Below are 22,945 nucleotides of genomic sequence, written 5' to 3'. Positions count from 1 at the left end.
TTAGTAGATGGCTCTCCAACCTGGGCTCGAACCAGGGACCTGCGGATTAACAGTCCGTCGCTCTACCGACTGAGCTATTGGAGAATCTGATGCGCATTTTATGGATGAAATCTAAAAGCGTCAATAAGAATATTAAAGAAAATGAATCGTTTGCTTGATTAATATGCTTTTGTTGTACTAAAAATAAAAAAACCACCCAAAACAGGGTGGTTTTTTATAAAGAAATAAAATTATTTCTCTACACCAGCTGGTTGGCCTGCAAGTTTTGCATTTGCATAGTCCCAGTTCACAAGGTTTTCTAAGAAAGTTGCGATGTATTTAGGACGTAAGTTACGGAAATCGATGTAGTAAGCATGTTCCCATACGTCAATTGTTAATACAGCAATTTGACCATGTGCAAGTGGAGTGTCTGCATTAGAAGTTTTAGTAATAGAAAGTTTACCGTTTACTTCATCAGCAACTAACCAAGCCCAACCTGAACCGAATTGAGTTGTTGCAGCAGCAGTAAATTCTTCTGCAAATTTTTCGTAGCTACCAAAAGCTTCGTCAATTTTAGCAGCGATTGCGCCAGTAGGCTTACCACCACCGTTTGGCTTCATGCTGTTCCAGTAGAAAGTGTGGTTCCAAACTTGAGCAGCATTGTTGAAAATACCAGCTTTAGATGCATCACCAGCAGTTGCTTTAATGATTTCTTCTAAAGTTTTACCTTCAAGGTCAGTACCTTTGATTAAGTTGTTTAAGTTAACAACATAGGTATTGTGGTGTTTATCGTGATGGTATTCTAAAGTTTCTTTACTGATATGTGGCGCTAAATCATCATAGCCATATGGAAGTGCAGGTAAAGTAATGGTTGTCATGTTCCTATTCCTTGCATTTGCTGGGTTATACAATTAAGTGGCTCTATTGTAAATGATTCTGGATGCAATAGGGCAGCCTTTTAAAGAACTATACACAATAAAGATCTAATTAATACGCATAACACAGATTGAAAAAAAGACTTAATTAAATCGGATTATTCAATTCAAAATATTCACTTTCAATAGCAAACTGTTTTGAAATTGCTTGTGCTAAACGTTGAACCCCATAACGTTCGGTTGCATGGTGACCACAGGCAAAATAATGAACGCCTAATTCTTTTGCTTCATAAAAAGTTCGTTCACTGACTTCGCCTGAAATATAAGCATCGCAATTTTGTAAAGCAGCTTTAGCAATAAAATCTTGAGCACTGCCTGTACAAAAGCCTACTTTTTGAATACTTTGTTTTTCAGCCGGTAAATGGATCACTTTAAAATCAAAACTGTTTTGTAGTTTTGCTTTAAATTCCTCTACAGAAAGCGCTTGCTCTAAATAACCGATATTACCAATTGGATGTTTCTCGGTTAGATCAAGTGGTTCTAAATTTTGTAAGTTTAGTTTTTCTGCAATAGCGATATTATTGCCTAAAATCGGATGTGCATCTAAAGGCAGATGGTAAGCGACTAATGAGATATTATTTTGAATAAGTTTTTTTATACGGTTACCTCGCATACCAGTAATTGGATATGGTTCGCCTTTCCAAAAATAACCGTGGTGTACGAGTAAGAGATCGGCATTCTGAGCAATGGCTGCATCAATTGCATCTTCAGAAGCAGTAACCGCACAAAGAATACGTTTTACTTCAGTTGAACCTTCAATTTGCAGGCCATTTGGTGCGTAATCTTTAAATTCTGCTGCTTTTAAGGTTTGGTCGCACCACTGAATAATTTCATGCAAATTTGCCATGATATTTCCTGAATTGAGTAGTAAAAGTTGCTAAAGCTATAGAAACATATTTTGTTGTGTAACTAAAGCTAGACAAATCTTTTTTGACTTTTTTATGTATATCGACATATTTAATTTAAAATGCTTAACTGAAAACTCTTTTTGTTCAATATATTAATTTAATTAAAAACTTCTTTGCGTAGAGGATATGAACGTGCGCCGCACCTTTACATGGTTACCTTGGGTGTTACTTATTATTGTAATTGCCAGTTTTATTGCATGGCAAAAATACCATCAGCCGAAACCAACTGTTGCAGTTGATGGGGTGCAAATGCCAGCTGAGAAAGTTGAGCCACTGGTTGATACTTCTCGAACGGGCGGGGTGGTGTCTTATAGTGCTGCGGTAAAAGTTGCAGCACCAGCAGTAGTTAATATTTTTACGACCCAGAAAGTTAAACAAAATCATCCTTTATTAAGTGATCCGGTATTCCGTGAATTTTTTGGAAATCAGGTTCCTGAGCAACAACAGCAAAATGAAAATAGTTTAGGTTCAGGGGTTATTGTTCGCGCCGATGGTTACATTCTCACCAATAATCATGTGATTGCTCAAGCTGACCAGATTGTGGTGGCATTACATGATGGACGCCGAGCAGAAGCTACAATTGTTGGCACCGACCCTGATACAGATTTGGCGGTTATTAAAATCGATTTAGATAAATTACCAGTATTGCCTTTTAAGCTCAGTGGTAATGAAGTTGGTGATGTTGTTTTAGCGATTGGTAACCCATTTGGCGTAGGGCAAACTGTAACTCAAGGGATTATTTCAGCAACCGGTCGCTCTGATTTAGGTATTAATACCTATGAAGACTTTATTCAAACTGATGCTGCAATTAACCCAGGTAACTCAGGTGGCGCATTAATCGATGTGGCTGGTAACTTGATTGGTGTAAATACGGCGATTTTCTCACAATCGGGTGGCTCTTTAGGTATTGGCTTCGCGATTCCGGCAAAGGTTTGTCAGCAAGTATTAAACTCGATTTTAAAAGATGGTCGTGTTGTTCGTGGTTGGTTGGGTATTAGTTTACTTCCACCTACACAAGACGATGTATTGGCACCTAAACAGCAAGTGGGTGTAGTGGTTGCTGATGTCTTAAAAAATGGTCCGGCAGATGCTGCGGGGATTAAAGTTGGTGATAAAATTGTTCAGGTGAATAATGAGCCGATCACTTCAGCTTCTCATTTAATTAATTATGTCGCTTTGCAAGCACCAAATAGCGAAATTAATGTTCTGGTTGAAAGAGAAGGCAAACAACAAAACTATGTTGTGACGGTAGGTGAGCGAAAAGCACAGAATACACAATCTCAGTATATTCCGCTTCCAAGACGTTAAAACCTAAATAAAAAAAGCCTCATTTTGAGGCTTTTTTTATTGTTGTTCATTAGGAGTGACTAAGACTTTGATGCTGATTTTTAAATTCAGCTAAAGCTTCAATTCGATATTGAATAAGCATTTCACCAATTTCAGCACCCTTAATGTTCTCTGGTAAATCTTGAACTTTAATGGAGCGAACAATTTGCATGGCTTCACGCATGTATTGAGCTTGAGGATATGGACGATCTTCTAGTCCTAATCTGCCTTTTGCATCACACTCGCAGGCTTGTACAAAAGCTTCCACTCTTTCTGGACGACGTAAAACATCTAAACGTTGCAATAGACGCCATAAAGTACCAGGTTTCAAGGACATAATCTGATGACATTTTAAATGTTCTTTGCACACTGATAATGCCAATTGTTTGGTCTGTGTCGGAACTCTTAAACGTTCACATAATTGGGTAACTGGCTTGATTCCACGTTCTTCATGCATGATATGACGAGGAAGTTCCTCGGCTGGAGTGAGGGCCTTACCGAGATCATGCACTAAAACAGCGAAGCGTACATCAAGTGAATAGTTCGACTTACAAGCTTGCTGTAATGACATTAAAGTATGAATGCCGCAATCTACTTCAGGATGATATTCAGGACGTTGAGGCACACCGAATAAAGCATCAATCTCAGGGAAAAGATGTTTTAAAGCCCCACAATCACGCAAAGTTTGGAAATAAATATCGGCATGATTTTCCATTAAAGCGCGTGAAGTTTCTTTCCAGACGCGCTCTGGTGTTAGTGCATCAAGTTCACCTGAATCTGCCATGGTTTGCATAAGTTGCAATGTCTCTGGCGCAATTTGAAAACCATATGGGAAATATCGGGCGGCAAAACGCGCGACTCGCAATACCCGTAGAGGGTCTTCTGCAAAAGCTTCTGAAACGTGGCGCAGAATTTTATTTTCTAAGTCGTTTTTACCACCATATGGATCATATATTTTACCGTCTTGATCCATTGCAATCGCATTAATGGTTAAGTCTCGACGAATTAAGTCATCTTCTAAACTAACTGTTGTATCAGTAAAGAATTGAAACCCGTGATATCCCTGTCCAGACTTTCGTTCGGTTCGTGCAAGTGCGTATTCTTCTTTGGTTTCGGGATGAAGAAACACAGGGAAATCTTTGCCTACAGGTTGAAAACCTTGGGCGAGCATGTGTTCCGGCGTTGCACCGACCACAACATAGTCTTTTTCTTGATAGGGATGCCCAAGTAAATAATCTCGAACAGCACCGCCTACTAAATACACTTGCATGAAAAAACCTCTATTCTTCAAGCAATCATGCTACAGAATAGAGGTTTTCTCAAGTCATTAGAAAGGCTTTTCGTAAAAAGCGGTTTCTAAATTACTTTTCTTGCTGTTGAATTTCAGCAACAGTTAAAGCAGTCATATTGATAAGACGGCGAGTCGTTGCTGTCGGAGTCAAAATATGAACTGGTTTAGCAGCACCTAGCAAAATTGGACCAATTGTTACGTTGTTACCAGAAGTTGCTTTTAACAAGTTGAACGAAATATTTGCTGCATCTAGGTTCGGCATAATCAACAAGTTCGCTGAACCTTTGAAACGAGAACCAGGGAATGCAAAATGACGAATATTTTCGTCTAATGCTGCATCACCATGCATTTCACCTTCAACTTCAAGCTCTGGAGCTTGCTCAGATAAAATACGATAAACTTCACGCATTTTTTGAGCGCTTGAGTCTGTCTGGTCACTACCGAAGCTTGAATGAGAAAGTAGCGCTACGCGTGGTGTAATACCAAAGCGACGTACTTCTTCAGCCGCCAAAATAGTCATTTCAGCAAGTTGTTCAGCAGTAGGATTAGTGTTTACATAAGTATCAGCAATAAACAAGTTGCGATCTTCAAGCATTAATGCATTAAGCGTGAAGAAGTTGTTCATGCCTTCTTTAAGACCAATTACATTGCGTACGAAGTCAAGGTGAATGTTATAGCTACTGTAAGTACCACATAACATACCATCTGCTTTGCCAAACTTAACTAGAAGCGCAGCAATGAGTGTTGAACGACGGCGAGCTTCACGTTGAGCATATTCAACAGTGATGCCTTTGCGTTGCATGGTTTGATAGTAGTCTTTCCAGAACTCTTCGTATAACGGATTTTGTTCTTGATCTACAATCTCGATATTTACGCCGTGTTGTAAACGTAAGCCTAATTTTTTGATGTTTGCTTCAATGACTGCTGTACGACCAACTAAGATTGGTTTAGCTAAATCTTCATCAACTGCAATTTGAACAGCACGTAATACGCGCTCATCTTCACCTTCAGCGTATGCAATACGTTTAGGATCTGTTTTTGCTTGAGCAAAAATCGGTTTCATCAAGAATGCTGAGTTATAAACAAACTCAGAAAGTTTTTGACGATATGCAGAGAAATCTTCGATAGGACGAGTTGCAACACCTGAATCCATTGCTGCTTTAGCAACAGCAGGCGCAATTTCTAAAATCAAACGTTGATCAAGTGGACGTGGAATTAAGTAGTCACGACCAAATGAAGCAGATTTTTCACCATAAGTAGCTGCGTCAGCTTCTACGTGAGCCATACGTGCAATTGCATGTACACATGCAATTTTCATATCTTCGTTAATTGTTGTAGCACCTACGTCAAGTGCACCACGGAAGATATAAGGGAAACATAAAGCATTGTTTACTTGGTTCGGGTAGTCCGAACGACCAGTTGCCATGATTACATCTGGACGTACTTCATGTGCATGTTCAGGCAGAATTTCTGGATCCGGGTTTGCTAATGCAAAAATAATCGGATTTTCAGCCATTTGTTTCACCATATCTTTGGTGAGAATACCAGCAGCTGAAAGACCTAAGAACATATCCGCGCCAGCCATTACTTCATGTAATTGAGTCGCTTTAATGTCTTGTACATAACGTTTTTTCGATTCATCCAAGCCTTCACGTGAAGTTGTAAGAAGACCACGAGAATCGGCAACAATGATGTTTTCTTTATTTACGCCTAAAGCACAAAGTAAATCTAAACAAGAAAGGGCAGCAGCACCTGCACCTGAAGCAACGATTTTGATTTCTTCAATTTTCTTATTAACGATTTGTAGAGCATTTAATAATGCTGAACCTACAATAATACTTGTTCCGTGTTGGTCATCATGGAACACAGGAATTTTCATGCGTTCACGAAGTTTCTTCTCGATATAGAAACATTCAGGTGCTTTGATATCTTCAAGGTTAATACCGCCGAAAGTTGGTTCTAATGAAGCAACAATATCAACGATTTTATCTGGATCGTTTTCAGCAATTTCAATATCAAATACATCGACACCAGCGAACTTTTTGAACAGAACGCCTTTACCTTCCATTACCGGTTTAGAAGCTAATGGACCAATATTACCTAAACCAAGAACCGCAGTACCGTTACTGACAACAGCAACCAAGTTACCACGCGCTGTATATTTTGCAGCAGCTGAAGGATCACGTTCAATCTCTAAACATGGAGCAGCAACCCCTGGTGAATAAGCTAGAGCCAAATCTCGTTGGTTGACAAGTTGCTTACTTGGCGTGACGCTGATTTTCCCTGGATTTGGATATTCGTGGTAATTTAAAGCGGCCTGTTTTAAAGATTGATCGTCCATCTGAGTCTCTATTGATACAAAAAAGCAAACTAGTCAAGTTGCTCACAAAGGTTGGTAATTTATCTGCTTACTATGTACAAAATTATATCAAGTAACATAATAGGTAGACGAATGGCCAATAGCCTCATGGTGAGCTAAATGCTAAAGAATATAACACTACTTCTCTATTTCTCACAGTCAAAAACGCTCATTTTTGGAAAAACCAGCGCATGTAAAATAGACTGTTAAAACAATTATCAAATATGCGTATTTGTTTGTAGATATTGAAGAATCTGATTTGGATGAAGTGGACGGCTAAAGAAAAAGCCTTGTAAAAAATCACATTGCTGCTTTTGTAGATAAATAACTTGTTCTTCGGTTTCCACACCTTCTGCAACTAGCTTTAATCCCATGCTTTTACCCATCGCAATCATCGCATTCACAATTGCTTCTTGTTTTTGATCACCGATTTTCGAAACAAAGGCCCGGTCAATTTTTAAAACATCGATTGGGTATTCTGTTAAATAAGCTAGCGATGAATATCCAGTGCCAAAATCATCTAGTGCAATTGAAATATTACGTTCTTTAATGGAGTGCAATAGTTTTTTTACATTGTCAGTATTATCTAATAAAGCAGATTCCGTGATTTCTAGTTCTAAATTTGAACCATCAAGATGATATGTGTCTAAAACTTCGTCTAAATCACTGAGTAAAAGACCTCGATGAATTTGTTGAGCAACAATATTTACAGAAACTCGGACATCGGCGTAGCCTGCTTTTTTCCATTCTTGTAGCTGTTTGCCAACTTTATCTAAAACGACTTTACCAATATCGGAAATAAGGCTACTACGTTCAGCAAAAGGAATGAACATATTCGGCATAACTAACCCTTTTTCAGGATGCTGCCAGCGAATGAGTGCTTCAAAACCTTTAATCGATTTGTCATTTAAATTAATTTTTGGTTGGTAATACACCACAAATTCATCATTTTGAATGGCTTTACGCAACTCTTGTTCTAAGTCTGCTGTCTTATATGGGTTTGTAGTTTTATTACAATAATAGCTAATAGTGTTGCCACCTAAACGTTTTGCTTCCGACAAGGCTTGTTCGGCATGATTGTTGAGGTGATCAATTTGTCGGCCATGCTCAGGGAAACAAGCAACCCCAATAGAAGCTGTAATGAAATATTCTTGTTCATCAATATAAAAAGGCGCATTTAAAGCTTGTAATATATTTTGGCAATATTGCTCAATGTTGGGATGAATAGGTGATATTTCATAAATAATTGCAAAATCATCGCCGTTTAAGTAAGCCACTAAAATTGCATTGATATTGGTCAGTCGTAGTCGCTGTGCAAATTGTTTAAGTAACTCATCCCCACTATCATTATTTAGAAACTCATTAAATGCTCTAAATCTATCGATATTAATACGTATTAAAGCCAAATTTTTAAAACTATAAGATGGATTAACAAGATATTGATCTAATTGATTATAATAGTAAAAGCGGTTAGGAAGGTGAGTCAAACTATCATAGTTTTTTAAATAAGATAAATGCTGCTCTTGTCGCTTTTGGTCGGTTAAATCACGTGCAAAACCAATATAATTAATAATCTGGTTGTACTCATCTTTAACTGCATTAATATGAAGCCATAAATAGACACTTTTACCCGATGTAAACTTTTCATCAAATTGGCCCATATATTCGCCAGTTTTTAGAAGTTGCTGAGTAATGGAGTCGTGAAATTGTTGTTGCTGTAGCTTCTGATTTATTGTGATATTAAATAGCTGCTGACTTAATAATTCAGATTTTGAAAAGCCAGTTAATTTCTCATAATAGGGGTTAACTTCAATATAGTTGAGTTTTTCATCTAGAATAAAAATTCCTTCAGCTGCCTGCTCAAGCACAATCGCAGAAAGTCTCAAATGTTCTTGATCTTTTTTTTCCTGATGAATATCTCTGGTCATTCCAACCATACGTAAAGCTTTATTGGTTTTAGGATCACGGCTAATGACACGTCCTACGTCATGAATCCAACGCCACGAACCATTACGACGTAGAATACGGAAGGTAATATTGAAGTGATCAGATTTTCCTTCCAAGTGTTCTTTTAAACGTTCATCAAATAACTTTCGGTCATTGGGATGAATGCGCTCTAAAATTGACTTGAGGTGTAAAGGAGTATTTTGAGTTTGTTTTTGTTGATCAAAAAACGTTATTTCTAATTTTTGTTTCTCAATATCCCAATCCCACGGTCGGATACCTGCTGTTTCATGTGCAAATGCTAAATTATGATGATGGCTTTCAAGCCTCTCATTCATTTTAGTGAGGTCATATGTCCTTTCCCGAACCTTTTGTTCGAGCAAATGATTATTAAATTGAAGCTGTGCTTCAATATCTTTAGATTTATTTACTTCTTGTTGGAGCTGTACACATAACTCTTCAGCCCATTGAGTATGCTGTTCTGCTACTTGAACAAGTTGTTTATTTTTAAATAATAGTTGAGAAATTTTTTGATAGTTACGCTGAGTTGCATAAGCACAAAGTAAAGTTGCGACGAAAGCTAAATTATATGCAAAGTAAAAGGGGAGTTGGGTGATTTGAGAATGAGTAAACTGTCCAATAATGAGTGGAACTGTACTTGGAATAAAGAGTAAATAAAAATATCGAGGTTGTTGAGTTAAAAATGTAAGACCAATTATGTGGGCTGAGGTAATAAATAATGCTATGAGGATATGAACATCAGAAACAGATATTAAAGTGTCAGGAAGGGAAAAATGCAGAACAATGATATTTATTCCCATTAAAATTCCAGACGCCAAACAAATGCCTTGTAGCACTAAATCTGTTTTCTTAATGAAATGAATATCACGATAATGTGTTAATACCTTTGGGACAAATAATAGACAAGTAAGCGTCAAAATAGTAAAGCCAATTGACCAAATAAAGTTTGTAATGTAAGAAGTAAAGTAACAAAAGAAAATAATAGCTGAAATTAGGCACAGTAAAATTAGGCTAACAAGATACCAGCGGATATATTGAATTGAGAGGCGAAGCTGCTCAATTTTTGTTTGATGCTGTAAATATTCTTCCTGAAGGCCAGACATAAGATTTTTCTATCCTATTTTTTTACATTTATACAGAAAGAATCTGATTTATCAGTGGAAAAAAATTTAAATTAATATTCATACCGTAAAAGTAAGTTAACTTTAATTGTTGATTTAATCAATGTTCAATAAGTTTATATGGATAAAAACCGATAATTTAAAATAGATAATGCTACAACAGGTGCAGTTTCAGTACGTAATACACGGTCCCCAATACACCAGTTCATAAATCCAGCTTGATTGGCTTGCGTAATTTCATTGTCACTTAAACCACCCTCAGGACCAATTAAGAGGGCTAGTTCAGGTTGTATCCCTGCCAATACATCTTTTTGCTCTTTTTCAGGAGCTAAAACAAATTTAGATGCAGGAAGGTCAGATGAGTTTAACCATTCATGAAGAGAAATAGGGGCTAAAACTTCTGGAACTAAATTGAGTCCACATTGCTCACATGCTGCAATTGCAACAGCTTGCCAATGATCTAATTTTTTTTGATCGCGGTCGTATTTCAAACGCATTTCGCAACGTTCACTGGTCAAGAGCTGAATCTTACTGACGCCAAGTTCAGTTGCTTTCTGAATCGCATAATCCATTCGGTCACCTTTACTCATGACCTGACCAAGAAAGGCTTTAAATGGAGCATTACGGTTTACAGGATTAAAATTCTCAATAGTGACAAACGCATTTTTTTTATTAATTTCGGTCAATGTCGCGAGATACTCACCACCTTGCCCATTAAATAGTGTGGCTTGTTCTTGTAATTGTGCGCGTAAAACACGTACCCAATGATGGAAGACTGATTCAGTTAGTTGAATTGTTGAGCCAACTGTAAGTTCAGTTTCGATAAAAAAACGATTCATTGGGTACGCCTTACAAAATTAATTTAAACCAAGGTCAACAACAAGCTGACGAGTTGGTTCGACTTGGTTCATTGAGTAGAAGTGTAAGCTTGGTGCACCACCTGCAATGAGGCGTTCGCATAGTTTAACAACAACTTCATGACCAAAAGCTTTAATACTTTCACTGTCATCGCCATAGGCTTGTAATTGCTTACGAATCCAGCGAGGAATTTCAGCACCAGTACCATCTGCAAAGCGAATTAAATTACTTGCATTGGTAATAGGCATGATACCAGGAGCGACTGGAATGTTAATTCCAGCTTTTTCCAAACGCTCTATAAAATAAAAGTATGAGTCTGGATTAAAGAAGAATTGAGTAATTCCCGCATTGGCACCAGCTTGTACTTTTTCAATAAAACGTTGGATATCTGAGTCAAGGCTTTCGGCTTGAGGATGCATTTCTGGATAAGCCGCAACTTCAATATGAAAGTGGTCGCCTGAGTGCTCACGAATAAAACGTACTAAATCTTGAGCATAAGGAAGTTCGCCAAGACCAACCTGTCCAGATGGTAAGTCGCCACGTAAAGCGACAATACGGTCAATGCCTTGAGCTTTGTATAAATCGAGTAGTTCAGCAATACGCGTCTTATCATCACCAATACAAGAAAGGTGAGGGGCAACAGGAGTGCCTTTACCATTGAAATCTTCAATAGCAGCAAGTGTGCGTTCACGAGTAGAACCACCAGCACCATAAGTAATTGAGAAAAACTCTGGATTTAATTGCTGTAATTCTTGGTGAACAATACGAAGTTTTTCAGCACCGGCATCAGTTTTTGGCGGAAAAAACTCAAAAGAAATAGGTGTACGTTTAGTCATGTCAAATCCTTGTAAACAGCGAAACATTTTTAGAAAAAAGGGCAGTCGGTTCACCGTCTGCCCTTATGTTCTTAGTATTTGTAAGCGTCAGATTTGAATGGCCCCTCAACAGCAACGCCTAAATAATCAGCTTGCTCTTGAGTTAACTGAGTGAGTACACCACCGAAACCTGCAACCATTGCAGCAGCAACTTCTTCGTCAAGTTTCTTAGGAAGAACTTCTACGCGAATTTTTGCAGCTTTTTCACTTGCAGGTAGGTCGGCAAATTTCTCTTGGAATAAGTGAATTTGACCTAAAACTTGGTTAGCAAAAGAACCGTCCATTACACGTGATGGGTGACCAGTTGCATTACCTAAGTTTACAAGGCGGCCTTCAGAAAGAAGGATAAGATAGTTGTTTTCGTCTTCTGAACGATAAACTTGGTGAACTTGTGGCTTAACTTCAACCCACTTGTAACCACGTAAATAAGCTGTGTCGATTTCTGTATCGAAGTGACCGATGTTACATACAACTGCACCAGCTTTTAAGCTGTCTAACATCGCTGCATCACACACATGGTAGTTACCAGTTGTTGTTACAACAAGGTCAGTGTTGCCAAGAAGATCGTGGTTAATATCTTCTTTTTTACCTGTTTGTACGCCGTTTTTGTATGGAGATACAACTTCATAACCATCCATACATGCTTGCATTGCACAAATTGGGTCAACTTCAGTTACACGAACGATCATGCCTTCTTGACGTAAAGATTGAGCAGAACCTTTACCTACGTCACCGTAACCGATCACAAGCGCACGACGGCCAGATAAAAGCATATCTGTTGCACGTTTGATTGCGTCATTTAATGAGTGACGGCAACCATATTTGTTGTCGTTTTTAGACTTAGTAACAGAGTCATTTACGTTGATTGCCGGTACTTTTAAAGTGCCGTCTTTCCACATTTCGATAAGACGTTGAACACCTGTTGTGGTTTCTTCGGTAATACCGTGAATGCGCTCTAAAAGTGCAGGATATTTTTCATGAACAAGAGCAGTTAAGTCACCGCCATCATCCAAGATCATGTTGGCATCCCAAGGTTGGCCATTTACATTGATTTGTTGTTCAAGACACCATACATATTCTTCTTCAGTTTCACCTTTCCAAGCAAAAACTGGAATACCGCGAGCAGCAATTGCAGCAGCAGCGTGGTCTTGAGTCGAGAAGATATTACAAGATGTCCAACGAACTTCAGCACCTAATTCAACAAGCGTTTCAATAAGAACCGCTGTTTGAATGGTCATGTGGATACAACCAAGAATTTTTGCACCAGCAAGTGGTTTAGACGCTGCATAGCGTTTACGTAAGCCGATCAAAGCTGGCATTTCTGCTTCAGCAAGTTTGATTTCTTTACGACCGTAGTCAGCAAGTGAGATGTCAGCAACTTTGTAATCTGTAAATGAAGCATTAACCGCGTTCATCAGGATCTCCTAGGAAAAAATAGTATTGATCATTCTGTTCGCGGATGCCGTTGTTGGTTAAAACGACTGTTTAACCGATCGTCGAGCCTGGCAAAATGATCTTTAGTGCCGATCATTTGTCGCAGCATCCCTCGACTAGCGAAACATTGTACTTGGAAAAGCTTTTAGTGCCAATCCAGTTTTGTTTATTATCTGCGTAATTACGACTTTAGATTTAAATTATGGCCTTAAATATTCCCGAATCTTTGGCAAACCTCGAAGCGAATTGTGGCCTTTTTGCGGTTTGGATGGTACTTCAACATCATGGAGTGCAAATTGATGTTGCTGAGCTGATTAAAGTTTGCCGCTATGACGATGAAGGAACTTATACGATTGCTTTAGCCGTTGCTTTAAAAAAGTTGGGCTTTGAGGTGTCATTTCACTCAGATCATGATCCTAACATTAGCTCAAGCGAACGCATGAGCTATAAAGAAGCAAAGATATTAAAAATACCAACTGGGCCAGCGCTGAGCTATCAAGATATTCAAACAGAGACGCAAAATGGAAAAATGGTGATTGTGTACTACGACACTTTAGAAGGGGTAGGGAATCAGTCGCTCATTTATTCTATAGATCAAAATGAAATCTGCTTTTTTGATAGTTTTGAGCCGATGTCGGCAGCAGTTTTTGAGAATCAACGTAAAGCAGAAGGTATTTGCCGTCAGGCTGTCGTGATTGGTGATCGTAATTTAAATATTCATTCGACTAAATTGAATTAAATTTAAATGAGCCAGTAAAGTGCTGGCTCATACTGAAGTTATTGTTGTTGATATTCTTGAATGACTTCTAACGCAGCCCGGAAAGCTTCCTGAGTAGCAGGGGCACCGCAATATGGCAGGCTATGCAATAAAGTTTCCTGAATTTCTTCAACTGTACAACCATTGTTGAGTGCACCACGAACATGGCCCTTGAGTTCTGTTGGTGATTTGAGTGCAGTTAACATTGCCAAAGTAATTAATGAGCGATATTTACGTGGCAGCACACCTTCACGTTGCCAAGTCGATCCCCATGCATGTTCATTAATCCAGTCTTGTAAAGGCTGGGTAAAGGGCACGGTATTTTCTTGGGCACGTTTTACAAAAGCTTCTCCCATCACTTCTGTGCGAACTTTTAATCCATTTTCGTAATCTTGCTTAGACATTAATTTCTCCTAAAAATAAAAGCGTCGAGTGACGCTTTTATGGCTGTTTATTAATTAATGCGATTCAAAAATGATTGCAATAGTGAATTAGTGGAGGCATCAGTCACACTATTTGATGAGGATTTGATAAAGGTAGGTCTTTATTTAGCTTTTCATCAAAAACATCGGTAAGCATGCTATCGAATCGAATTGCGTTGTACTGCAATAATTGTTGAGCTTCGCTTTCAGAAATAAAGCCTTCTTTTATCGCTTGAGCAATATTCTCTTCAAAAGTAAGACCCGTAAATTTGCCTTTGGATTCAGCTTTCTTAAACTTATCCCAAAGCGGCTCAATGGTTCTTAACATTTGGAATGTGTGCTCTAGACGGCCAGTGACATCATTAGGTTCAGTTGAATAGTACACATGGCGTTTGAGTTGCTCTCTAAACGGATGTTCTTCCATCATGAGTTCAGCAACTTGTTGTTTTAACTCATCGTCAGGTTTTGAAATCACACGACCTAGCGGGAAACATATCCATTTGACAAATGCTGCTGGAAGCTTGGCTGGGAAGTTGTCAAATAGCCCCCAAAATGCTTCCTGAATATTCAAGAATGCTTTTTGCAGTGCTAGTTTTGCATGCAATTGTTCAGCTTCAGTTTTTTGTCCAGCCTCATAAAATTTTAAAATCGCTGTGGCAATAAACAAGTGCGCGTGAATATCTGCCAAGCGGCCTGATAGCATTTCTTTACGCTTTAGGTCTCCTGCGAGTAAGCCAAGTGCCATATCGGAAACAAGTGAAAAATTGGCGCTAAAACGATTGATGGTTTTATAGTAACTTGCAGTGAATTGATCTGCTGATTGAGGTGCATCACTCGAACCACCCGTCCAACCATAAGCAAATGATCTAGCACCGCGGTTAAAGGTATAGGCTAAATGTTTAAACAACAAATCATCGAATTTTTGTACGGCATTGGCTTTGTCGTCAGACTGAAGTAATTGCAATTCTTCAAAAAGATAAGGATGACAACGCATTGAGCCTTGACCAAAAATCATCAACGAGCGGGTTAAAATGTTTGCACCTTCTACCGTAATGGCAATTGGAATCGCTTGATAGGTGAGAGCAAGGAAATTGCGTGGTCCAAGTTGAATTGCACGTCCTCCAGCAATATCCATTCCGTGATTAACCACTTTACGCATCGTTTCAGTTGCATAGTATTTTGCCATGGCAGTCATTACAGCAGGGGTTCCACCTTGGTTTAGACCACACGTCACTAAATAACGGAATGCTTCAAGCATATAGGCATCGCTGGCAATTTCACTGCTTGCTTCTTGTACACCTTCAAATTTGCCGACAGAAATATTGAACTGTTGACGAATTCTTGCAAATGCACCGACAGTGAGATAGCTCATTTCACCTGCGGCTGTGGCTAATGCTGGCAATGAAATGCCGCGGCCAACACCTAGGCATTCCATCAGCATGCGCCAGCCTTTACCGGCATTTTCTTGTCCGCCAATAATCCAGTCAATTGGAATGAAGACATCTTTACCCTCTACTGTCCCATTCATAAATGGAGAGCCTGGATAATGTCGTGCACCTATTTTTACGCCTGCATGATTGGCTGGAATTAAAGCACAGGTAATTCCGTACTCAGTTTTAGTTTTATCTCCAAGTAAACCTTCGGGGTCATAAAGTTTGAATGCTAGACCGACCACTGTGGCAATTGGAGCGAGCGTAATCCAACGTTTAGAGAAATTCATGCGGAGTCCAAGAACTTGAGCACCTTCATATTCGCCATAGCAGACTACACCCGAATCTGGAATTGCACCTGCATCTGAACCTGCTTCCGGACTGGTTAAACCAAAGCATGGAATTTCTTCACCTTTAGCAAGTCCCGGTAGATATTGCTGCTTTTGCGCATCTGTACCGTAATGCATGAGTAATTCACCGGGTCCTAATGAGTTAGGAACCATACAACTCACCGCAGCAGTTAATGAACGCGAGGCAATTTTGCTCATAATGCGACTTTGAGCAAATGAGCTGAACTCTTTACCGCCAAAGGATTTTGGAATAATAAGGCCTAAGAAGCCTTTATCTTTAATGAACTGCCAAACTTCAGGAGGAAGATCTTTTAATTGATGGTGAATTTCCCATTCATCAAGCATGCTACATAGCACTTCAACTTCATTATCGATAAAACTTTGTTCTTCTGGTGAAAGTGTAGGATAGGGATATTTTTCAAATTGCGACCAATCTGGAGCCCCCATAAATAACTCTTTTTCCCACCAGCTTGTTCCTGCTTCTAAGGCTTCTTGTTCAGTGGTACTGATGCTCGGCATTGAGTTGGCCAGAGTTTTATATGCAGGTTGGGTAATTAAGTTAAACCGTAAAGGTTTAAACAAAATAATAATGCTAAGTGCAATAAGGGGGATCCCTAAAAGTAATGCCCACGGCGTTAAAATGAAAGCAGTAAGTATGGCTACAGCAATCGTAATAACACTACCAGCGACTCTATTTAGGTTAAAAAAGAAAATTGCCCATATTGCAACAAGCTGAATGACAATACTTAAAACAAAGAGTAGGAAAATCATACTTGCTCCTTGCTAGATAAGCCCTCAAGTTAGAAATAATAAAAAAGCGAGGAGAGATTTAAGGCTTAACTAGCGAATTTTTTAATGCTGTTTAAATTTGATTTTTTATGTCGCAATTGATGTATATGCTAGAGCAGGGATATATCGTGCTTTTAGGTATAAAATATTTTTGAATGAAAGTGTAATGGCTTGTTTTATCGATTTGTCAAGAAATGTTATTGATTTTCTTGTATAAATAAAAAAGCCCTCATAATCTGAAGGCCTTTTTAATACTTATGAAGTGTTAAGCTTCGATTGCTTGTACCGCAATTTTTTTCGCAGGATCTACCTTGCGACGAACTTCAGGAACAGGTTCACCATAGTATTGGCGATCAGCAAAATAGCTTGAACGAACCATTGGTGCAGACCAAATATTTCTAAAGCCAAGTTTACGGCCATGCTCTGCATAACGTTCAAATTCTTCTGGTGTTACAAAACGGTCAATTGGTGCATGCTGTTTAGAAGGCTGCAAGTATTGACCAATAGTGACATAGTCGACATCGTGAGCACGTAAGTCATCAAGCAATGCAATGACTTCTTCTTCAGTTTCACCAATACCGACCATCAAACCACATTTTGTTGGGATGTCTGGGCAGTATTCTTTAAACATTTTTAATAGGTTTAAAGAGTGCTGATAATCTGAACCTGGACGCATCGCTTTATATAGACGAGGCACAGTCTCAATGTTGTGGTTAAATACGTCTGGTGGACATTCAGTCATAATGCGTAAAGCAATATCCATACGTCCACGGAAGTCTGGTACTAAAATTTCAAGTAATGTATTTGGGCTAAGTGCGCGAGCTTCTTTAATACAGTCCACAAAATGTTGTGCACCGCCGTCAAGCAAGTCATCACGGTCAACCGAAGTGATTACTGCATATTTGAGCTTAAGATTGGCAATTGTCTCTGCCATATGGCGTGGTTCATCAGGGTCCAATGCATTTGGACGACCATGCGCTACGTCACAGAAAGGGCAACGACGTGTACAAATATCACCCATAATCATGAATGTTGCTGTACCACCGCCAAAGCATTCTGGAAGGTTCGGACAAGCTGCTTCTTCACAAACGGTATGGAGTTTTTGAGCACGTAAAGTCGTTTTAATACGCTGAACTTCTTCTGGTGCCGTCATCTTGACACGAATCCAGTCAGGTTTACGCGGCACTTCAACCGTAGGTACAACTTTTACAGGAATTCTTGCGACTTTTTCTGCGCCACGAAGTTTTACACCCTGTTCAGGTTTACGGTGTTCTGACATATTTAACTTTTCCACTCGTTTATAGAGACATTGACATTGTATTATAGCGGACTTCTACAAGTAATAGCGGAAAATAACTATTCATATAATAAATGTGGCTATTCAGAAATATAGGGTTGAGAAATACATAAATTCACCGCATATTAGCCATAATTTATTATAAAATATGGTCATTCAACAGAGGAAGGAGCTTTCAATGCCACGTAAAAAAGAGGTCGTTAGTGGGAATTTCGTTAAGTACGATGCGGTAGTTCTCGGTTCTGGACCTGCAGGTGAAGGCGCGGCAATGAAGCTTGCAAAAGCTGGTAAGCGTGTTGCAATTGTAGATGTACGTGATCAACTCGGTGGTAACTGTGCACACGTAGGAACCATTCCAAGTAAAGCATTACGTCAAACAGTTTCTAGCATTATTCGCTATCAGCGTGATCCAATGTTTCAAAAAGTAGGTGAATGGAAACAGTTCACTATGAAACAGGTCTTGCGTAATGCGCACAAAGTGATTCAACAACAGGTTGATACGCATACGCGCTTTTATGACCGTAACAAAATTGGTGTCTTCCACGGTCGTGCATATATTCAAGACAAAAATACAGTTTTAGTTTTTAGCCACGAAGGCATTAAAGAAACAATTATCTGTAAGCAAATCGTGATCGCGACAGGTAGTCGTCCTTATCATCCGCAAGGTCTTGATTTTGACCACCCACGCGTATTTGATTCGGACAAAATTCTTGATCTTGATTACTCAATTCAAAAAATTATTATTTACGGCGCAGGTGTTATTGGCTGTGAATATGCCTCAATTTTTATTGGTTTAGACCATAAAGTTGACTTGATCAATACTCAACAAAAACTCTTAAGTTATCTAGATGATGAAATCGCCGATGCTTTGTCTTATCACTTACGTGAACAGGGTGTGTTGATTCGTCACAATGAACAAATGGATCATCTTGAAACATTTGATGACCACGTTGTTCTACATTTACAAAGTGGTAAAAAGATTAAAGCTGATGCGATTCTTTGGTGTAATGGTCGTTCAGGTAACACAGAAGGTTTAGGTCTTGAAAATGTTGGGTTGGTACCAAATAGCCGTGGTCAACTTTCTGTAAATGATCAATATCAAACTGAAGTTGAAAACATCTATGCGGCTGGTGACGTGATTGGTTGGCCTTCACTTGCTTCGGCTGCCTATGACCAAGGGCGTTGTGCTGGTGCAAACATGAGTGGTGAAGACGCTAAGCCAGTACGTGATATCCCTACAGGTATTTATACCATTCCGGAAATCTCGTCTATTGGTAAGAATGAACAGGAATTAACGGAAGAGAAAATTCCGTATGAAGTCGGTCAGGCTTCTTTCCGGCATTTAGCTCGTGCACAAATTACCGGTGATACAGTAGGTGAGTTGAAGATTCTTTTCCATCGTGACACTTTGGAAATTTTAGGTATTCACTGTTTTGGTAATAATGCTGCTGAAATTATCCACATTGGACAAGCAGTTATGCACAGCCCAAACAATACTTTGAAATATTTTGTTGAAACGACTTTTAACTATCCAACCATGGCTGAAGCATACCGTGTGGCTGCACTTAATGGTATGAATCGTTTATTTTGATTTTAAATAAGTTTTTCATAAAAAAGCCCGCAAACTTGCGGGCTTTTTTATTTTTATTAGACCATATGTTTTTTATATTTTTATGACAATGTACAGAGTGATTTCAGCGTCTCATCTTTCTAGTGTGCACAAAATGCTTGATTAAAATATTCAAACAAATCAGGTGTCTGTTTCCATAAAACAATAGAAAAAACCAGAAGAGCTAAGATGAGGAAAGTCATAATTGTTTTCAAAAGTACGGCATTATGCGTCATGAATAACAGCCTCCTCATTTACAAAGAAATGTACGATTACCCCTAATATACTCAATGCGATAGAACAGAGCCAAATCGCATTGTAATTACCTGTTAAATCATGGTTAACACCACCAAGCCAACCACCAAAGAAAGACCCGACTTGATGGGTGAAAAATACAATACCACTTAACATTGAAAGGTATTTAACACCAAACATATTTGCCACGATACCATTGGTGAGAGGAACCGTAGAAAGCCATAGAAGCCCCATGATAATACCGAAAGCATATACTGTATAAGTGCTTAGAGGTAACAATAAGAAAGCAATGATTGCGATGCCGCGGCTACCATAAAGTGTCATTAATAACTTAGGTTTCGAGAAACGATCTCCTAACCAGCCTGCGCCATAAGTCCCTACGATATTAAATAATCCGACTAAAGCAAGAAACACCGTACCTGTAGCGGCATCAAAGCCGTGGTCGATTAAATAACCTGGTAGGTGAACACCCAGGAAGACAACTTGGAAGCCACATACTAAAAAGCCTAAAGCTAACCACCAAAAAGGTTTATGTTTTCTCGCAATGTGAAGTACTTGTTTAAAGGTGAGCTGAGGTTGGGCAATTGCTTTTGGGGTTTGGTTGCTTGGCCCTTTTAACATCCATGCTAGAGGAATAATAAGAGCGATTAACAGCGCACTTACCATTAAAGCTGATGACCATCCCACTGTCTTAAGTAAGAGAAGGGTAGAAGGCAGCATAATAAATTGGCCAAAAGAACCGGCTGCACTGGCAATACCCATTGCCATACTTCTTTTTTCTGGCGGAGCAGCTCGGCCTACTGCGCTAAGCAAAACTGTAAATGAGGTTGCTGATAAAGCTAAACCAATAATAAGACCTAAGCTTAAATTCAAAATGAGTATACTCGAACTAAAAGCCATTAAAAGTAGGCCTAGGGTATAAAGTAAGCCACCAACAGCAACCACAACTTTACTGCCATATTTATCTGCAATTGCCCCAGTAAAAGGCTGAACTGCACCCCAGATTAGATTTTGCATGGCAATTGCTAGACTAAAAACATGCTGTCCCCAACCGAACTCATGACTCATCGGGACTAAATAAAGCCCAAAACCATGTCGTACACCTAGTGACAAAGCCAAAATAATGGCACTTCCAATGAGCATATAAATGAGTGATTGAGAAAACTGATGGCTTGTTTTAGTCATTGTGAGTAGAAAATTATAAGAATGTGATAAATCATTGTAGAAGATATATCGAATAATATCGATATATCTATAAAATTATTTTAAGAAAAATTAAAAAGTATCTTAGAGATTTCGGATTATTATGAAAAAGGTGAAGAAGCAAAAATCATTTGTGATTTCTGCTTCTTATCGGAATTAGGCTGCGGAATTGCGTTCAAGTAGAGCTTGTTCAAAAAGTATTTTTTCTTTTTCTTTGTGCTCGGTTGTGAAGCGAATCAAAATTACACTACAGCCTGCAACCATAACCAGTCCACCTAAAATAAATAGACAAGTTTGCAGATCGAGTACGCCTTTTAGTAAGAAACCAGCTGCCACTGCACCCACATTTCCACCTGCGCCAATAATGCCGGCGACGCCGCCTAATGCATTTCGGTCAATAAAAGGGACCAGTGCATATGTTGCTCCGCAAGCCATATGGGTAAACAATGCAAAAACTGTCATGGAAATAATTGCAAGAGCTACGACGTTCATTTGAGAGAAGAGTATTAAGAATAAACCTTCGCCTAAAATCATCAGTACAAGTACTTTAGTACGTCCGTCTAAACCTTTTTTAAGTGCGACTTTATCGGAAATAATACCACCCAATGCACGTGCAAATAAGGCTAGAAGACCAAATATACCTGCGGTTAACCCTGCTGTTTTTAAATCCATTTTGAATTGGTCAACATAGTACATTGCCGCAACATTATGGATGAAAATTTCAATACCAAAGCAAGCACCATAAGCGAGAAATAAAATCCAGACACGGTAGTTACGAGCCGCTTGCATTAAGATTGCCATGCCACCTTTTTTACCGCTACCCACCTCAATACCTTGTGCACGAACTTCTTTAAAGTTTCCTTGAGGACAGTCTTGGGTAAGTTTCCAGTAAAGAACCCCAACAATTACCATCATTACGCCTGGTACGATTAATGCAACGCGCCAACCCATAGTTTGCTCGACACCGAACATTACAATTGCACCGAGTAATAAAGGCATTAGAGCTTGTGTTGCACCACCGCCAGCATTACCCCAACCCGCAGCAGCTGCATTTGCTGTGCCTACGACATTTGGTGCAAACATGATACTGGTATGATATTGCGTAATGACAAAGCTTGCGCCAATTGCACCGATGAGTAAACGGAAGAAAAGAAAAGATTCATAGCTGTTGGCAGCGGCAACACCAAATACAGGAATACTGCCAAGTAAGAGAAGGGTGGTGTAAGTAATACGCGGACCATATTTATCACAAAGTGGTCCGACAGCAAGCCGCACTAAAATTGTAATTGCAACGGCGGCAATATTAATATTGGCAATTTGATCTTTGGTTAAGCCGAACTCACCTTTAATAACGGGCATTAATGGAGCGCAAGCAAACCATGCGAAGAAGCAGACAAAGAACGCGAGCCAAGTCATGTGGAAAGCACGCATGGCTGGGGTTGAAAAACTGAATAATTTAATTTCAGTCGCTTTTTTTGCATCTAAATTAATATTTGAAGACATACGCCGTCCCCCTGAACTGAACGAAATTTTAATTTGCATGACAAAATGAATTGTCTATTTGCATACCGATCAGAGCGGACATCTTTGGCCGTCTTGGTTTATCCATTGAATCGCCATTGATTCATCATGTCATAAATAAAGCAAAGGGCGTGCCAAAAGATAATTTTTACTAAAAGGAAAATCTTAGTTTTTAATTTTATTAGGTTAGTTATCTAACATAAAAATCATTAGAGAAAAGGAATTAAAAGAAGAGGTATTAAATAAAAAATAAAGAAGGTT

General features: G+C 39.0%; 16 protein-coding genes and 1 tRNA gene. 3 read left to right on the top strand and 14 right to left on the bottom strand.

Going from position 1 to position 22,945, the window contains the following annotated elements:
- Window positions 1–8 precede the first annotated feature (8 nt).
- From R5R67_RS08075 to R5R67_RS08065, 3 genes are all read right to left on the bottom strand, one after another.
- Window positions 9–84: transfer RNA gene (locus R5R67_RS08075), tRNA-Asn, on the bottom strand.
- Between the two features lie 146 nt (window positions 85–230).
- A complete protein-coding gene (locus tag R5R67_RS08070) occupies window positions 231–857 on the bottom strand; it encodes a superoxide dismutase (RefSeq protein ID WP_000208082.1) in 627 nt (208 codons plus the stop codon).
- Window positions 858–1,002: 145 nt separating this feature from the next.
- Complete coding sequence (locus R5R67_RS08065; protein WP_318754802.1) at window positions 1,003–1,761, bottom strand: Nif3-like dinuclear metal center hexameric protein; 759 nt, start codon at window positions 1,759–1,761, stop codon at window positions 1,003–1,005.
- A gap of 193 nt (window positions 1,762–1,954) precedes the next feature.
- On the opposite strand from R5R67_RS08065, the gene R5R67_RS08060 reads away from it, so the two are divergent.
- Window positions 1,955–3,130 (top strand): S1C family serine protease, encoded by a 1,176-nt coding sequence (locus R5R67_RS08060; protein ID WP_001254962.1) that lies wholly within the window; start codon window positions 1,955–1,957, stop codon window positions 3,128–3,130.
- A gap of 49 nt (window positions 3,131–3,179) precedes the next feature.
- On the opposite strand, the gene R5R67_RS08055 is transcribed toward R5R67_RS08060, so the two are convergent.
- From R5R67_RS08055 to ahcY, 6 genes are all read right to left on the bottom strand, one after another.
- Complete coding sequence (locus tag R5R67_RS08055; protein ID WP_001198531.1) at window positions 3,180–4,418, bottom strand: multifunctional CCA addition/repair protein; 1,239 nt, start codon at window positions 4,416–4,418, stop codon at window positions 3,180–3,182.
- A 91-nt stretch (window positions 4,419–4,509) separates the two neighbouring features.
- Entirely contained in the window at window positions 4,510–6,780 is a 2,271-nt protein-coding gene (locus tag R5R67_RS08050; RefSeq protein ID WP_000342684.1) for an NADP-dependent malic enzyme, read from the bottom strand.
- 236 nt (window positions 6,781–7,016) lie between these two features.
- Window positions 7,017–9,866, bottom strand: coding sequence for a putative bifunctional diguanylate cyclase/phosphodiesterase (locus R5R67_RS08045; RefSeq protein ID WP_318754801.1), 2,850 nt, complete (start codon window positions 9,864–9,866; stop codon window positions 7,017–7,019).
- A gap of 134 nt (window positions 9,867–10,000) precedes the next feature.
- On the bottom strand, window positions 10,001–10,723 hold the full coding sequence (locus R5R67_RS08040) for a 16S rRNA (uracil(1498)-N(3))-methyltransferase (protein ID WP_001078583.1): 723 nt from the start codon (window positions 10,721–10,723) through the stop codon (window positions 10,001–10,003).
- A gap of 18 nt (window positions 10,724–10,741) precedes the next feature.
- Window positions 10,742–11,578, bottom strand: coding sequence for a methylenetetrahydrofolate reductase [NAD(P)H] (gene metF / locus R5R67_RS08035; protein ID WP_000167014.1), 837 nt, complete (start codon window positions 11,576–11,578; stop codon window positions 10,742–10,744).
- 71 nt (window positions 11,579–11,649) lie between these two features.
- A complete protein-coding gene (gene ahcY / locus R5R67_RS08030) occupies window positions 11,650–13,032 on the bottom strand; it encodes an adenosylhomocysteinase (RefSeq protein ID WP_000994845.1) in 1,383 nt (460 codons plus the stop codon).
- A gap of 221 nt (window positions 13,033–13,253) precedes the next feature.
- Here ahcY and R5R67_RS08025 point away from each other — a divergent pair, with 221 nt between their 5' ends.
- Window positions 13,254–13,790: a cysteine peptidase family C39 domain-containing protein gene (locus R5R67_RS08025; protein ID WP_001196991.1), complete on the top strand. Its 537-nt coding sequence runs from the start codon at window positions 13,254–13,256 to the stop codon at window positions 13,788–13,790.
- Window positions 13,791–13,828: 38 nt separating this feature from the next.
- Here the strand turns inward: R5R67_RS08025 and R5R67_RS08020 are convergent, their stop codons facing one another.
- From R5R67_RS08020 to lipA, 3 genes are all read right to left on the bottom strand, one after another.
- Window positions 13,829–14,212, bottom strand: a complete 384-nt coding sequence (locus tag R5R67_RS08020) for a carboxymuconolactone decarboxylase family protein (protein ID WP_000043121.1) — start codon at window positions 14,210–14,212, stop codon at window positions 13,829–13,831.
- A gap of 103 nt (window positions 14,213–14,315) precedes the next feature.
- The gene (locus R5R67_RS08015) at window positions 14,316–16,781 is read right to left on the bottom strand and encodes an acyl-CoA dehydrogenase (RefSeq protein ID WP_000576650.1); all 2,466 of its coding nucleotides are present in this window, start codon (window positions 16,779–16,781) and stop codon (window positions 14,316–14,318) included.
- 283 nt (window positions 16,782–17,064) lie between these two features.
- Window positions 17,065–18,078 carry a lipoyl synthase gene (gene lipA / locus R5R67_RS08010; protein ID WP_001289259.1) on the bottom strand — a complete coding sequence of 338 codons (1,014 nt, stop codon included), beginning with the start codon at window positions 18,076–18,078 and terminating at the stop codon, window positions 17,065–17,067.
- A 196-nt stretch (window positions 18,079–18,274) separates the two neighbouring features.
- Here lipA and sthA point away from each other — a divergent pair, with 196 nt between their 5' ends.
- Window positions 18,275–19,687 (top strand): Si-specific NAD(P)(+) transhydrogenase, encoded by a 1,413-nt coding sequence (gene sthA / locus R5R67_RS08005; protein ID WP_001137505.1) that lies wholly within the window; start codon window positions 18,275–18,277, stop codon window positions 19,685–19,687.
- A gap of 243 nt (window positions 19,688–19,930) precedes the next feature.
- Here the strand turns inward: sthA and R5R67_RS08000 are convergent, their stop codons facing one another.
- Window positions 19,931–21,145: an MFS transporter gene (locus R5R67_RS08000; RefSeq protein WP_000169409.1), complete on the bottom strand. Its 1,215-nt coding sequence runs from the start codon at window positions 21,143–21,145 to the stop codon at window positions 19,931–19,933.
- Window positions 21,146–21,319: 174 nt separating this feature from the next.
- Window positions 21,320–22,666, bottom strand: a complete 1,347-nt coding sequence (locus tag R5R67_RS07995; protein WP_000097622.1) for an MFS transporter — start codon at window positions 22,664–22,666, stop codon at window positions 21,320–21,322.
- Between the last annotated feature and the right edge of the window lie 279 nt (window positions 22,667–22,945).

It is taken from the genome of Acinetobacter sp. OYA S30 (assembly GCF_033599315.1).
In the GTDB taxonomy this organism is placed as follows: Bacteria; Pseudomonadota; Gammaproteobacteria; order Pseudomonadales; family Moraxellaceae; genus Acinetobacter; species Acinetobacter baumannii.
Note: the sequence above shows the minus strand (reverse complement) of the source record. Positions and strands in the feature narration are given on the sequence as shown.